Annotated in this window: 15 protein-coding genes; 6 read left to right on the top strand and 9 right to left on the bottom strand. The window is 26.7% G+C overall.

The window, feature by feature from the left end:
* Positions 1 to 200 precede the first annotated feature (200 nt).
* The gene (locus tag IC758_RS05065) at positions 201 to 1,280 is read right to left on the bottom strand and encodes an amidohydrolase family protein (protein ID WP_227824780.1); all 1,080 of its coding nucleotides are present in this window, start codon (positions 1,278 to 1,280) and stop codon (positions 201 to 203) included.
* Between the two features lie 206 nt (positions 1,281 to 1,486).
* On the opposite strand from IC758_RS05065, the gene IC758_RS05060 reads away from it, so the two are divergent.
* From IC758_RS05060 to IC758_RS05045, 4 genes are all read left to right on the top strand, one after another.
* A complete protein-coding gene (locus IC758_RS05060; protein ID WP_227436647.1) occupies positions 1,487 to 3,052 on the top strand; it encodes a PucR family transcriptional regulator in 1,566 nt (521 codons plus the stop codon).
* A gap of 97 nt (positions 3,053 to 3,149) precedes the next feature.
* Positions 3,150 to 3,557: a helix-turn-helix domain-containing protein gene (locus IC758_RS05055; RefSeq protein ID WP_227860805.1), complete on the top strand. Its 408-nt coding sequence runs from the start codon at positions 3,150 to 3,152 to the stop codon at positions 3,555 to 3,557.
* A gap of 14 nt (positions 3,558 to 3,571) precedes the next feature.
* Complete coding sequence (locus IC758_RS05050) at positions 3,572 to 3,904, top strand: hypothetical protein (protein WP_227436650.1); 333 nt, start codon at positions 3,572 to 3,574, stop codon at positions 3,902 to 3,904.
* 9 nt (positions 3,905 to 3,913) lie between these two features.
* Positions 3,914 to 4,318 (top strand): DUF2185 domain-containing protein, encoded by a 405-nt coding sequence (locus tag IC758_RS05045; protein ID WP_227851469.1) that lies wholly within the window; start codon positions 3,914 to 3,916, stop codon positions 4,316 to 4,318.
* A gap of 187 nt (positions 4,319 to 4,505) precedes the next feature.
* On the opposite strand, the gene IC758_RS05040 is transcribed toward IC758_RS05045, so the two are convergent.
* From IC758_RS05040 to IC758_RS05030, 3 genes are all read right to left on the bottom strand, one after another.
* Positions 4,506 to 6,119, bottom strand: a complete 1,614-nt coding sequence (locus IC758_RS05040) for a sensor domain-containing diguanylate cyclase (RefSeq protein WP_227860804.1) — start codon at positions 6,117 to 6,119, stop codon at positions 4,506 to 4,508.
* 216 nt (positions 6,120 to 6,335) lie between these two features.
* A complete protein-coding gene (locus IC758_RS05035) occupies positions 6,336 to 7,823 on the bottom strand; it encodes a sensor histidine kinase (protein ID WP_227860803.1) in 1,488 nt (495 codons plus the stop codon).
* On the bottom strand, positions 7,813 to 8,529 hold the full coding sequence (locus IC758_RS05030) for a response regulator transcription factor (protein ID WP_054269556.1): 717 nt from the start codon (positions 8,527 to 8,529) through the stop codon (positions 7,813 to 7,815). Before IC758_RS05030 ends, IC758_RS05035 begins: the two co-directional genes overlap by 11 nt.
* 480 nt (positions 8,530 to 9,009) lie before the next feature.
* Between IC758_RS05030 and IC758_RS05025 the strand changes: the two genes are divergently transcribed.
* Complete coding sequence (locus tag IC758_RS05025) at positions 9,010 to 9,429, top strand: hypothetical protein (protein WP_227482933.1); 420 nt, start codon at positions 9,010 to 9,012, stop codon at positions 9,427 to 9,429.
* Between the two features lie 89 nt (positions 9,430 to 9,518).
* Here the strand turns inward: IC758_RS05025 and nagB are convergent, their stop codons facing one another.
* From nagB to IC758_RS05010, 3 genes are all read right to left on the bottom strand, one after another.
* A complete protein-coding gene (gene nagB, locus IC758_RS05020) occupies positions 9,519 to 10,268 on the bottom strand; it encodes a glucosamine-6-phosphate deaminase (protein ID WP_227436662.1) in 750 nt (249 codons plus the stop codon).
* A gap of 102 nt (positions 10,269 to 10,370) precedes the next feature.
* Positions 10,371 to 11,504, bottom strand: coding sequence for an N-acetylglucosamine-6-phosphate deacetylase (nagA, locus tag IC758_RS05015; protein WP_227860802.1), 1,134 nt, complete (start codon positions 11,502 to 11,504; stop codon positions 10,371 to 10,373).
* Positions 11,505 to 11,513: 9 nt separating this feature from the next.
* Positions 11,514 to 12,248 (bottom strand): GntR family transcriptional regulator, encoded by a 735-nt coding sequence (locus tag IC758_RS05010; RefSeq protein ID WP_227436666.1) that lies wholly within the window; start codon positions 12,246 to 12,248, stop codon positions 11,514 to 11,516.
* Positions 12,249 to 12,540: 292 nt separating this feature from the next.
* Here IC758_RS05010 and IC758_RS05005 point away from each other — a divergent pair, with 292 nt between their 5' ends.
* Positions 12,541 to 13,383, top strand: coding sequence for a S1 RNA-binding domain-containing protein (locus tag IC758_RS05005; RefSeq protein WP_227482934.1), 843 nt, complete (start codon positions 12,541 to 12,543; stop codon positions 13,381 to 13,383).
* A gap of 88 nt (positions 13,384 to 13,471) precedes the next feature.
* Here the strand turns inward: IC758_RS05005 and IC758_RS05000 are convergent, their stop codons facing one another.
* Together IC758_RS05000 and IC758_RS04995 are read right to left on the bottom strand one after the other, a co-directional pair.
* Entirely contained in the window at positions 13,472 to 14,224 is a 753-nt protein-coding gene (locus tag IC758_RS05000; RefSeq protein ID WP_227860801.1) for an ABC transporter permease, read from the bottom strand.
* A gap of 72 nt (positions 14,225 to 14,296) precedes the next feature.
* Entirely contained in the window at positions 14,297 to 14,983 is a 687-nt protein-coding gene (locus tag IC758_RS04995; protein ID WP_227860800.1) for a response regulator transcription factor, read from the bottom strand.
* Positions 14,984 to 15,108 lie beyond the last annotated feature (125 nt).

Below are 15,108 nucleotides of genomic sequence, written 5' to 3'. Positions count from 1 at the left end.
AAGTTTATTTAAAAAGATGTAGGTGATTTTATATAAAATCACCTACATCTTTATTTATATTTAAACTAATTTCTAGAGTTATCTAATAGCCATTTTTCTGCATCTTTATAAAGTCTATCAACCTTCTCTGGTCTACTTAATAACATGTTCTCAATCTCCTTTAACATAAACTTCTTTTATTTTTAACAATACTCAATTCATTATCTTACTTTATTACCCTTTATCCATACACCTTTTATATTTCTAGTTGCTGCTATATCTTTAATTGGGTCACCTTCAACCATTACTAAATCAGCTCTTTTTCCCTCTTTTATTACTCCACGGTCATTAAGACCTAATAATTTTGCTGGTAAACTTGTTGCACTCTCAAGTACTTCAATTGTATTAAGACCTGCCTTAACTAATAATTCAAATTCACGATGAAGAGATTCCCCATGTTTCACTATACTAATAGAATTTTCATCATTATTTGCATCAGTTCCAGCTAATATCATCACTCCAGCTTTTTTCAATGTAGCTGTATTTTCTATTGCTGTTTCTAACCTAACATCTTCTCTTCCTGTAGCTTTTTTTATATTTGATACTATACTTTCCATCATAACTATAGTTGGAATTGATATAAGATTTTTCTCTTTTATCCTTTTGGCTACATCATCAGATAATTTACCTATAAAAGGAATATGATTTATTACATCAACATTTGCTTTTTCTGCATATTCATAAGCTATAGTTGTAGGTGCATGAGCAAATACTTTTTTACCATGTTCATGAGATATTTCAACTACTCTTTTTATTGTCTCAAAATCAAAAGCCGTTTTAGATGTTTTAGGGTCTTCTATTATGATTTTTACAAAATCTGCTCCTTGTTTAATTTGTTTCTTAGCAAAATTTTCAGCATCTTCAATAGTGTGTATTTTACTATCTTTAAACCCCATTCCCATAAGATGAGGGTGAGATTCTGGTGCAACAGGTTCATATACACTACGAATATCAGTTAATCCGTCTAAATTTCTTAAAGATTCTACTACATCTTTACTATTAGTTGCCATATCAAGCATAGTAGTTATACCCCAATCAGTTGCGTCCTCCAAGTTTTTTAAACTATCCAAATGTATATGAGAATCAATAAATCCTGGAAGTAAAGTGCATCCTTCTCCATCTATAGTAATATCAGATATTGTTTTTGATGATATCACACCATCTTCTATTACAACACTCCTTTGTTCTGAAAGTTTTTCTCCATCAAATATTTTAACATTAGTAATTTTAGTTATTGCCATACTTCACACTCCCTTTATTTTTATTTATTAAAAATTTAATTCTTATTTAATTAAAAATTTCTTACTTTGATATTTTCTTAATTTATATAACTAATTATATATAAATTAATTTACCTAAACTATGTGTTATAATCTAAACTTTAATGTAAAATATACTATATTGATTGTGCTATAGTACAATCAAATATAATTAGAGGAGGTTTAGCATGAAATTAACAGATTTAATGAAAGATATATCTCAATATATCTCAGTATTAAAGCCATTTCCAGATGAATATATAGACATTACTAGCTTGAATATTTATAAGAATAATCAAACTGAATTTACTACTGGATGTTTATATTTAGGAAATATATCAGATATTACTGTGGATTTGAACAATATAAATTTTTTAGGTATATTTATACAAAATGAAGTTAACATTGATTTAGAAAGATATAATTTAAACTCAGATATTTGTATCATAAAATCAAAAAAAGAAAAATATGACCTTTTTAGTGAATTGTTAAATATTATGAATCAAGAAATACGTCTTAGTTTATGTTCTCAAAGGTTTTTTGATGTGGTTTCTGAGAATAAAGGCATACAATATTTAATTGATATAGCACATGAAGAATTTGGCTATCCCATGATAATTCGTGACTCTACCTTCAAAGTTTTAGCTCATTCTTATGATGTTAGTGATATATTGCAACTTACTGAAGATTCTAATGGAGATAAATATTTAGACGAAGAAACAATAAATTACATAAAATATCAAAATATACATAAAAAAATACATTATAATAAATCTATTAAAGAAGAAAATAAACCAGACAGCTGGCTTGGTACATTAATCTCATCCGTGTGTGTAGAAGAAATTGAAATAGCTCATATAGCTATCTGTGAATGGAAAATTCCATTTAATGAATTTCACTTCAAATTATTAGAATCACTTAATAAAGCTTTATCTCTAGAATTGCAAAAAAATAATCTGTTTAATATAGATAAAAAACTTATTCCTAATTATATACTTTCTGATTTGTTGGAAAAAAAGTATCTAGATGATGATACTATAAGCAGAAGATTTCATTATCTAAATTGGACTAAGTCAAATTCATTAAACATAATGGTAATAGTAAACAAAGATAATAATTACTTTGACAGTAAAGTTCCTTTTATTATGCAGTCTTTAAGTGCATTTATACCATCTAATAATTGTGTAGTATACAAGTCTACTTTAGTTGTTTTTATTAATGATTCTTTAATTCATAATTTAATTGAGCATGAAAATAAAGAATTTATTAATTACTTAAAACTAAATTCACTTTATGCTGGAATAAGCCCAAGATTTTCAAAGCTATCTGATAGTTGGAAGTATTATATTCAAGCCAAAAAAGCTAGTGAAATTGCTCAAAAATATGACATAAACTTTTCTCCATTTGGAAAAAGCATACCATATATCCTCTACGAGCTACTTAGTACCAACTATGATTTATATGACCTCAATCATCCTGCTGTAACCAAACTAATTGAAGAAGATAAAAAAAATGGTTCTAATTTTTTAGAGACCTTAAAGCAATATATCTACTTTAATAATTCACCAAGCAAAGCAGCTGAAGTTTTAAATATCCATAGAAATACTCTGTTTTATAGAATTAATAAAATAAAAGAAATTACAGGTATTACACTAGATTATGCTGATGAAATACTTCAGATTTATATTTCTATAAAAATGATTGAAATTAACTCAAGAAATAAGACCTGTTTCAACACATATACAGGCATGTAAAAATATTTTGACACACTTAAATCACTATTGTAAAAGATATTTGATAGATTTTACCCTCTCAATATGACAAAATAATTATAAAAGGAGCGATAGCTACATGGAAATTGGAAAGAAACTGAAAAATGCTCGTATAAATTCTGGATTGACACAGGAAAAAGTTGCAGAAAAAATTAATGTATCACGACAAACAATTTCAAATTGGGAAAATGAGAAATCTTATCCAGATATTACAAGCGTCATCAAACTAAGTGATTTGTATTCCATTAGCTTAGATGAATTATTGAAAGGAGATAATAAAATGATTGAACATTTAAAAGAAAGTACAAATCTAGTTAATAGTAATAAAAAGTTAATAACTGCAATTATTATCAATATTATATTACTTATTTTATTTGTGCTATTTAATAGCTTTATACCAGACAACTACTACTTTATGGTTAGTGTATTTTGTACAGCAATAATAAGTTCATCAGCATTGTTCTACCAAATTATAAGAAAATTTTAGGAGGTGTACTCATTATGGAAGTGAATAAAACTATGCTTATTTTGATATGTTTTGCTGTAGCTCTTGTGGGTTCAGTTGGTGTTGTATATCAAATTTATCATATGACTGTGATTGATGCAAAAGCTCGTGGATTAAAACATCCTAAATTGTGGGGATTGTTTGCTATGAATGGTAATAATTCGAGTGGTTTAATAATATACTTAATAGGTAGACGAAAATACCCTATTATAGATATGTCTAAAGAAGATTGTAAAGAAATTGAATCTAGAAAAAAATCAGTTGGAGTTGGATTGATTTTTTTGGCTATCAGCGCTATAGGTTTGGTAATATGTATTACATTATTTTGAGTTAAGAAAATGCTAATTGCTTTTGGAGATACAGATACACAAGAGTATATTGATAATCCTAAAAACATGACAATTGTAGATTTTAATACTCTTGTTAATATTGAACCAACTACTTTGAATATTTTTTATATGCCTATAGGAACAGACCTAGAATTTCGCTCTGATAAAAGTGGAAAATATTTTATTGACACAAACACAAGGAAAGAAATTAGAGAACTAGTTAAACATCCTGCACAAATAGCATTTGAAAAGAATCTAAAATTTTTAAATCAGGAAAATTATCCAGTAGAATTCTTTCAAAACTTGTTTCAGAAAAGCGACAAACTTGAACCCTTCATTGTGGGAGAGACAGATTTTCCAAGTGGAGAAGTCACAGAACTTACAATACCATTTATGAATCCTACATATTTTTAAACTATAAAACTTATTGACAATTTGGTTTTAATAAATAGAATTCTTTTAAAATACATAGTGCTTAATTAGACATGAAAATAAGGCTATGCTTTTTATGGTCATAGCCTTTAACAAATACTTACAAATTCACTACATGAGTCAATTTTTTTAATAATTTAACTATATACTCAAACTATATCTTCTAAATTCACTGTATATATAATTCTTCTTCAAATAAACAGTAAGAATTTTTTCCAGAAGCCTTTACATTATAAAGAGCTCTATCTGCATTTTTAAACAATTCTAAAAATGAATTTCCATTTTGAGGATGTCTTGCAATACCTATACTAACAGAAGCCTCAAAGCTAAAACTTAAATCATTGTAGTTCTCATAAAGTACTCTATTTAATTCTTTAGCTTTTTTATGCAAATTTACTTCTGAATGATAATCTTGCATATATACTACAAATTCATCTCCACCAATTCTTCCAACTAAATCTTCATTACCAAAACTATCTTGTATCTTCTCAGCAAACGTTTTTAATACAAAATCACCAAATGGATGCCCAAAATTATCATTTATTTCCTTAAAATCGTCCAAATCAATAATGAATAATGCATCTTTTTTATTACTTTTATTTGTAGATATAACTTCTTCTACTAATTTTTCAAAGGTGCCTTTATTGTATATATTTGTCAATGAGTCACTTTCTGCTCTAGTTTTCAACTCTTCGTATTTTTTTATATCACTATCTACATCTACAATTACGCCTACAACCTTCAAAAGTTCATTTTCATCATTAAAAATCTTTGTTACTGATGTTCTACACCAAAGGTATTCGCCATTAGATTTTTTTAAACGATAGATTACCTGATTATGTTTGTTATTTTCTTTAATACACTTAAGAAACTCTTCAAATCCACTATAATCTTCCTGATGAACTAATTCTTTATCCATAATCTCTTTTAAAAGATTGTCACATTTACTACTATATCCAAATTTTTCATTCCATGCTTGAGATACAAATGATTTATTTTCTTTAGCATTCCATTCAAAGACAACAGAGTCAGTCTGTTCAACAATAATTTTATAACGTTCATTACTGAGCCTTAATTCTTCCTTATGAATTATTTCTTGCTCAAGTATTTCATACTTCATAGATAATTTAGTTTTATCTATAATAGATTTAAATAGATAAAACACGATAAAATTAATATATAAAATACCAACACTTGATATTAAGTTTAGAAATTTTAAACTTTCAGAACTAAAAAAATTATTTACATCAAAGATAGAAATAGTCAGAAATAAGCTGAACAAAGGTATTGCAAGTAAAATAACCCAATACTTTATTGGCATATCTGAATGTACATCTTTTTTAAATAAACAAACTATCTTGCATATAAATAAAAAAACTATCTTAGATAAAATTGTGGCTGGTACTCTTATAGTATTGTTTTCAAACATTATTTCGAAGCCTTCTTTTATAAATAAAACAAAAATACTTGTTACCACAATTTCTGATAATATAAAGAATACATTTAATAAAACAGTCGCAAACAATCGTGTCTTTGTATTTCCTTCATATAAAAATGATGATGAAAAAATAAGGATGAAAATTAAAGGTGTTGTGATTACAGGATTTAAAGTTATTAAATTACAGGCTCCTAAACATATTATAAAACCCAATCTAGCATATCTTACAGTTCTTGTATATCCTTCTTTCTGACCTAAAAAATCTGATAAAAACATATGGACAACAAAAGCTTCAAAGATAACTGTTACTAAATTTGTAATATCAAAAAGCAGTTGTTCTTTCATACATATTTTTTATAAAATAAGAAGCTTACTTAAGCTAAATACACTTCAGATTTTACTTTTCCTTTCTGCATGTATATTTAAGCATCTACTTTAATTGTCAACCATTATAATATATGTCAGCTTAATATTGTTCTTTTTTCAACAGTATACAATAGATATATGTAAAAAACAACTTCAAATATTGACATATTTCTTTAATATATATCAATATTATCTTTATAACTTAAATACTATAGTAAACTTAGCTCCTTTTTTACCATTTTCCGCATATATACGTCCACCATGTTTATTTACAATAGATTTAACTATTGATAATCCAATTCCATGATTTCCCCCAACTCCCTTATAAAATCGTTCAAAAACATGAGGTAAATCTTCTTTATTAATCCCAATCCCATCATCTTCAACTACAACAACTATATTTTTTTGATTATATTTACATACTATTTTAATTTCACTCTTAGCATACCTTAAAGCATTTTCTATAAGATTCATAAATGCTTTGGATACATTTTTTTCATCACATTCAAATAGAACCATTTCTTCATCAAACTCATAAATAAATTTTATACCTTTATTTGCCGCTCTTACATTTTGTCTAGAACCACAGTTTGAAAGTACTTCCCTTAAATCACATTCTACAAGGTCATAATCTTTAGTTATATTATCAATTTTAGAAATATATAACAAATCTTCAACCATATCACTCAACCTATCACTTTCTTCAAGTATTATATCACTTGCATGTTTGCTATCTATTACATTATACTTTATGGCTTCTGCATAACCTTTAATGGACATAAGTGGAGTCCTAAGTTCATGAGAAGCATTTTGAAAAAATATTTTTTGTTCATTATCATACTTATCAAGATATTCAGCACTCTTATTCATAATATTTGAAAGTTCTACTAATTCCTTATCTGAAAAGTCAAAGTAAGTTCTTTTAAAATCTCCTTGACCCATTTTTTTTGCAAAACCACATAACTCTTTTATCGGCTTAGCAATTTTTTCAGATAAAACTACTGCTGTAAATATTGCTAATATCCCAGCAAAACACATTACAAATATCAATACAATATTTATCTTTTGAACTAGATTTAAAGTCTTTGATATATCTATAAAAAGAATCAAATATTTATCTTGTTCTCCATATATACTAGTAATTTTTACAGTCGAAATATAATAATCTTTACTTCCAGTGGATATACGTGTGTTTTCATCTGAGTTTAAGTCGAATTTTTCATTTTGGATACACTTTTTAATCGATTCCATCTCATCAATATTCTTTAAGAAATCATCCTCTCTTGTTGGAAATATCAAGTTATACTTTGAATCAACCACCATAGCATCAGCATCTGATTGTGTTTCTGCCATCCTAACTTTATCTTGTACATTTCTCATAAAATTAGATAATGCTTTTGGAGGAAGCTTTCCATCATCTTGAGGAGGCTTAATAGGTCTAAAATTGCTATCCATATGTTCTACTATTTCTGTAGATTTTGTTAGTTCTTCATTTGCAGTCGTTTTTATGTACGTATCAAGCAATATATTAAAAGATACTAATATTATCATAAAGACTACAATTATTAAACACAATATGCTCAATAAAATTCTAGTTTTTATGCTTATATTTTTCTTTGAAAATTTTAATTTAAATATGGATTTAATCTTATTTCCTCTCTTTTTATCATTTTTATTTTCCATCTGAATTTTTCTCCTTTAATCTAAACCCAAAACCCCAGACAGTTTCTATCAAAATATTTGTATCTAAAATTTTTTTACGTAGTCTCTTTACCGTATCGTCAGCAGCTCTTGTCTCAACTTCTATATCATATCCCCATATTTTATTTAATAATTCATCTCTAGAAACTGCTCTGTCTCTATTTTCAAACAAATAAGTTAATAAGTTGTATTCATTTGGTGTTAAGTCTATATTGTCACTTTTATTTGTAACGATTTTATTTTTTTTATTTATTGTTATATCACCAAATTTCAATTCCATATCTACAGAATCACCATACTTATCATAAATTTGTTTCTTTTCAAATTCTATCCTTCTAAATATCGACTTTACTCTCATAACTAAAGACATTGGGCTAAATGGCTTTGTAAAATAATCATCACTACCCAAAGTTATTCCTGTAATATAATCTATATCTGTATCTCTTGCAGTAAGCATTATTATTGGAACAGTACTCTTCTCACGAAGTTTCGTACATACATCAAAACCACTTAAACCAGGCATCATTATATCTAGGATTACTAAGTCACACTCTTTTTTATTAAATTGCTCTAAAAGTTCGTCACCTGTTTTAAAATCCATAACATCATGGCCTTCATTTTTTAAGAATGTCTTTACCAAATTTCTTATATTATCTTCGTCATCTGCTATATAAATTAACTTATTCATACACTCACTCCTTAATAAACTCTTAATTTAAATTAAATAGTATAAATACATTGATTAAACAATAAAACCCCAATCTATAAGATAAATAATATTTTTTACTATATTTAAATTATATCAGCTTTTTATGGTACATTAGTTTTAAAATTGTTTAGATTTTAAGGCAATTTTAAGGCAAAAACAAATTATTATAGAATTTATCAGACTCAATACAAAATGTTATAAAATAATAATCCAACTTCTAACTATATTTATTCATTTTCTACCAAAACTGATATTTCTCAGACTTTTTATTGAATATTCAAACAATTAATATTATAGTTATATTAAGTAATACAGTTTACTTCAAGCATAAAAAACATTTATTCATATATCATACTTATTCCATTCTCAATTAATTTTATGGATTTCTTAAACTCACTGACAAAATTATATTTCAACAAAATAAAACTAGGTAAAGTATCTCTGAAGGGAGAATTTAAAATGAAAAAAACGCTTAGATATCTTTTATTTTTAATTATTCTATTAAGTATGTATTTTTTAGCTGTTAAATTGAATTTTGACTTCTATCGTAAATTTGGCACTGGTTTTATGCAAGACTTTAAAAAATTTATTTTTATTAATTTAATCTCCTCTGGTGGCATTGGTTTATTGTTAGGAACTGAATTATTTATTAAGGAGTATAAAAAAAATGGCAATTGGTATATTGATATTCCAAGATTAATCCTTCTCTGTCTTCCATCTTTTTTACTAACATTAATGCCTGTATTAATATTTATGTTTCCAGTTGGCAAAATTCCAATTATAGGTAGTTTTATTATGCTTGACCGAATACCACTTAATATAATAATTTTTAATATATTATTTGGATACTTCTTGATAACGAGTTTTCGTAAAAAATAATAACTAAATAACTTAAATAAAAATAGCTATCTTTAAATAAATTTTATTATTTAAAGATAGCTATTTTTTACTTAAACCCAATTATATTCTTATACTAATTTATAATCTTTTGGATTCAGTTTACTTGCTGCTGCTTCATCTACTATAACTATAGTATCTTTGTGAAGTTGAAGTATAGAACCAGGAACTTCTGGAGTTATATCTCCATAAACAGTTTTATATACTGCATCAGCTTTTTCTTCTCCTGAAGCTAAAAGTAATATTTTTTTAGATTTTAAAATTGAACCAATTCCCATACTTACAGCTTTTTTAGGAACATCTTCTCTTGATTCAAAGAATCTTGCATTAGCTTCTATTGTAGATTCTGTTAATTCAACTACATGAGTTCTTTTTGCAAATTTATTATCAGGTTCATTAAAACCTATATGAGCATTACGACCTATTCCAAGTACTTGTACATCTATACCACCTGCTCTATCAATAGAAGCTTCGTAATTTATACATTCTTTTTCAATATCATCAGCCATTCCATTTGGTAAATGAGTATTTTCTGACTTAATGTTTACATGATTAAACAGATTTTCTTTCATAAAATAATCATAACTTTGGTCATTAGATATTGGCAACTTATAGTATTCATCTAAATTAAAGCTTATTACATCTGAAAAATCTACTATATTTTCATTATATTTCTTAACTAAATCTCTATACATACCTATTGGTGTACTTCCCGTAGCTAATCCTAATATTGAATTTGGCTTTAAAACTATTTGAGCTGCTATCATTTCAGCTGCTTTTTTACTCATTCCATCATAATCTTTACATACTAATACTCTCATTTTGTTCCTCCTAAATTTTAGCTAATACTTTAATTGATATAAGTTTAATTTATTACTATTTTTATATAACTTTTATTTTATTTAAAGCTTATTTTTTACATTCTACATATTTTTGTATACTACTTCACCCAAGCATAGAGTCATCTTGCAGTCCAAGTTTTCATCAAACACAGCTATATCTGCATCTTTACCTATATCTAGACTTCCTTTTTTATCATTTATGCCTAAAGATGTTGCTGGGTTCAAGGATGCTAAATTAATTGCTTCATTTACTCTAAGGTTTGTATTATTTAAAAAGTTAAGTACCATTTTATTTAAAGATAATACACTACCAGCTAATGCACCATTTTCAAGTCTTGCTTCATTGCCTTTTACTATAACTTTTTGACCTCCAAGAGCATAATTTCCATCTTCAAGCCCACCCGCTTCAATAGAATCCGTTATTAAAATCAATTTTTCTCTACCTTTGTTGTTCAATATAAATTGAAATAAATCTTTATTTATATGGATTGTATCTGCTATTAATTCACTATATACATCAGTTGTAAGTGCTGCACCAACAACACCAGGATCTCTATGGTTTAATCCAGTCATTGCATTAAACATATGAGTTATATTTGTTACACCTAAGTTTATAACTTCTTTAGCTTGCTCATAACTTGCATTACTGTGACCTATAGATAAAACTATATTTGTACATCTTTTGATTTCTCTAGTAAAGTCAAAGTCTATATCCTTTTCTGGAGCATAAGTTATTACCTTGATAACGTTCTTGTATTCTTTGATAAATTCATATTTTGAATTTATTATAAATTTTTCATTTTGTGCCCCCTTATAATTTTCATTTATAAAAGGTCCTTCTAAATGTGCTCCTAATACTTGAGCTCCTCCAAGTTTTCTACTTTTAGCTTTTTTGATAACTTCAAGTGCATCATAAACATGCTCTTTATCCATTGTCATTGTAGTTGGAAGAAAAGATGTTACACCATGTCTCATTATTGATTTTGAAATTGTCTCTATAGATTCATCAGTTGAATCCATTGTGTCTTTTCCCATGTTTCCATGTATATGAATATCAATAAGACCTGGAGAGATATATTTACCACCAACATCTATAACTTCACAATCATTTGGTATCTCATCAGATATATCAATTATTTTTTCATCAAATACTAGTACTTTGTTTTCTAAAATTTGATTCTTTAATATTATTTTCCCATTAATTAAACATTTCACCTTATTCACCTACTCACTCAATACTATTTCATATTGATATTTATCTGTTCTAAATATCGATATGGTATACTCTATAGGATTACCTTCTTTATTATAAGAATTCCTATGAAGTTTAAGGGCTAAAGAACCTTCTTCTGTTTCAAGTAGCTTACTTTCTTCATCTGAAAGTATAATTGGCTCCATTACTTGCTCAGCTTTTTGTATCTTATAGCCATATTTCTCATTCAAAACTCTATATAATGAAGAATTATCTAATATTCCTTTTGTAAGACCTTTACACATTTCTTCTGATAGATACACTATTTCTAATCCAAATGGCTCTCCATCTGTATATCTAAGTCTAATAATTTTATATATATTTGTTGTATTATCACTTATTCCAAGCTTTCTTTTTACTAAATCGTCTGGTAGTTCCATCTCAAAGGATAATATATCAGTTCTTATGTTTACTCCTTTTTCTTTCATTACATCAGTAAAACCTTTTACATTTGAAAACTGATACTTCTTTTTTTGCTTTGCGACGAATGTACCCTTTCCTTGTACCCTATAAAGAAGACCTTCTGTAACTAAGCCAACAATAGTTTTATTCACTGTCATGCGACTTACATTTTGTATATTACAAAGTTCTCTTTCTGGTATTATTGCATCACCTTCTTTAAGTTCACCAGTTTCTATCATCTCTCTTATTATGGCACTTAGTTGAGTATGCAATGGTATATTACTAGATTTATCCACTATTTTCATAAAATCACCACTTTTCAATATGGTATATACCAATTTTGGTATATACCAATTATACTTTAAAAGAAAATTTATTTCAATACTTTTAACTTATTTTGTAAAAATTTTAGGGAAATCTAAAGACAAAAAAGAAATTGGAGTTTATACTATATAAGAAGCTAAATAATTGAAAATGCATGAATAATTACATTATTTATTATAAATTTCACTAATACTAATATATATACTGTGAAACACTACTACATAAGAGTAGTATAACTAAATTGTAAATATAAAATGAGAGGATGATTTTAATTTGATAAAAATAGGTGATTTTAATAAACTTATAGTAAAAAGAAAAACAGAATTTGGATATTTCCTAGATGGACAAACTAATAACACCAAGGATGATGTGCTTCTTCACAATAGATTAATAGGAAAAAATGAAATAAATATAGGCGATGAAGTAGATGCTTTCATATTTAAAGATTCTGATGACAGAACTGCTGCAACTTTAATACCTCCTTTAGCTAAAGTTGGAGATGTTGCTTATCTAAAAGTGGTTGATAACACTGACATTGGTACTTTTATAGATATGGGGCTTACAAAAGACATACTAGTTCCTTTTAAATCTAAGACCTATCCATTGTTTAGAGATGAAAAATATTTATTTTATATATATTTGGATAAAAGCGGAAGAATCGCTGCTACTACAGACATAGATTCATATTTAGAAACAGACCATACTTACAATGTAGGAGATATGGTAAATGGAGTTGTATATGGGTTCCAAACCAATAACTCTGCTATGATATGTGTTGACAATAAATATGCTGGTGTAATCCTTCATAATGAATACTTTACAGAATTAAAAGCTGGAGATGTTCTTGAAAATTTACATGTTATAAAAATATATGATGATGGTAAATTAGGGCTTTCTCCTAGAGGAAACAGAAAAGATGAACTTGATACCTTAGAAAATAAAATTTTAAGCTATTTAGAAGGTTCAGATGGATATATGAGATTTAATGATAAATCTGACCCTAAAGATATTTCTATCTTATTTAATTCAAGTAAGAAAAATTTCAAACGTGCTCTTGGAGTACTTATGAAGAAAGATTTAATTTATCAAGATGAAGATGGAACTTATTTAAAATAAATTATATAACACAAAAATCGAAGTAAAAATGAAAGATATTTTCTATTTCATATTTACTTCGATTTTTTATTTAGGTTACTACCTATATTTATTGTGCATTTACTACATCTATTATGTCTAGTTCCCAAATCTTTTTAATTGGTTTTCTTACTGAAAGTAAAGTTATTATTATCATAGTTACCACAATGATAAACAGCAAATCAAAAGGTATTTGCCACTCTATATGAAACTTTAATGTTACTAAAGATACAAATATATACCTATGTAATATTAATCCAAGTACACTCCCCAGTAAACAACCACTTAAAGCATATGTACTTGACTCTACTATTACCATTTTTCTTAATTGCTTATTGGACATGCCTATTGCACGCATAATACCATAGTAATTTATTCTACTTGTAACACTTATATTCATACTGTTTATGATATTAAACATACTTATAATGGCAATTATAAATACAAACCCATATACAAAAATTACCATAGTGTAAAATGAATTTCTAGCTTCTAAGTTACCTTGTCGCTTATCTCGAACCTCTAAATTATCATCTAGTACACTTCTTATATTTTGAATTAAATTTCCAGGAGCATCTTCATCAACTTGAGTATCAATTATTACATAGTCTTTCATACCTGTTACATTTGTAAAAGTATTTTCAGATGTTATAATATTTCCAATATATTTATCTTCATTAGTAGTGAATACTACTGGTATTTTTGATTTATCAACACCCATACTATGTAAGTATCCAGCTATATTATAATCATGTTCTACCAATGCTCTTTTATAATCATTGGTTATATTTACAACTACTATTTGACCTACTACTATAAACATCAATAAAACGGATATAATAACCAAAAAAATATTTTTATGTCTTTATTAGAAAATATCTTCATATTAACACCCTCACTTTATAACATTCCATTTGTAACCCATTCTTCTAACTGTTAATAGAAATTTTGGATTTTCAGGATTATCTTCAATCTTATTTCTAAGCCTTCTCACATATACTGACAGAGTGTTATCATCTACAAAACTACCATTTCCATCCCATAACTTGTCCAATATATTTTTTCTTGTAAGTATGATATTTTTATTTTTCATAAATAGGCACAATAATTTATATTCTGCTGTAGTAAGCTCCAGCTCAATTTCATTTTTAAAAACACGATTTTCAAGTAATTTAACAGTAATACTATTTGACTTTAGTTCAGTTACATTTTCATTTGTAAAATTATAACGCCTAAGTAAAGCTTTTATTCTTGAAATTAACTCATTTAATTTAAAAGGTTTTGTTATGTAATCATCTCCACCCATATCAAGCCCCATGACTACATTTACTTCTTCATCAGAAGCAGTTAAAAATATAATTGGCACATTAGAAACTTCTCTTACCTTTTTACAAATATCAAAACCATTACCATCAGGTAAGGATACATCCAAAATCAGTAAATCATAATTTTTTTCTTTGTACATTTGCAATGCTTCTTTTACTGTTCTTGCTATATCAACACTAAAGCCACTCTTTTGTATGGAAAATTCTAATCCATATATCAAGCTTAAATCATCTTCAACCAACAATATACTACTCATCTCAATCACTTCCATTTTATTTATTTTTATTTTTCATTTATTATATACTTAACTTATTATATTTTTACTCTTTTAAAAATACAATACTTTGAAATCCTAATAATTAAAAAAGCTTAAAATACACT

This window comes from Clostridioides sp. ES-W-0016-02 (genome assembly GCF_020641035.1).
Taxonomy (GTDB): domain Bacteria; phylum Bacillota; class Clostridia; order Peptostreptococcales; family Peptostreptococcaceae; genus Clostridioides.
This window is presented reverse-complemented; position numbering and strand designations above follow the sequence as displayed.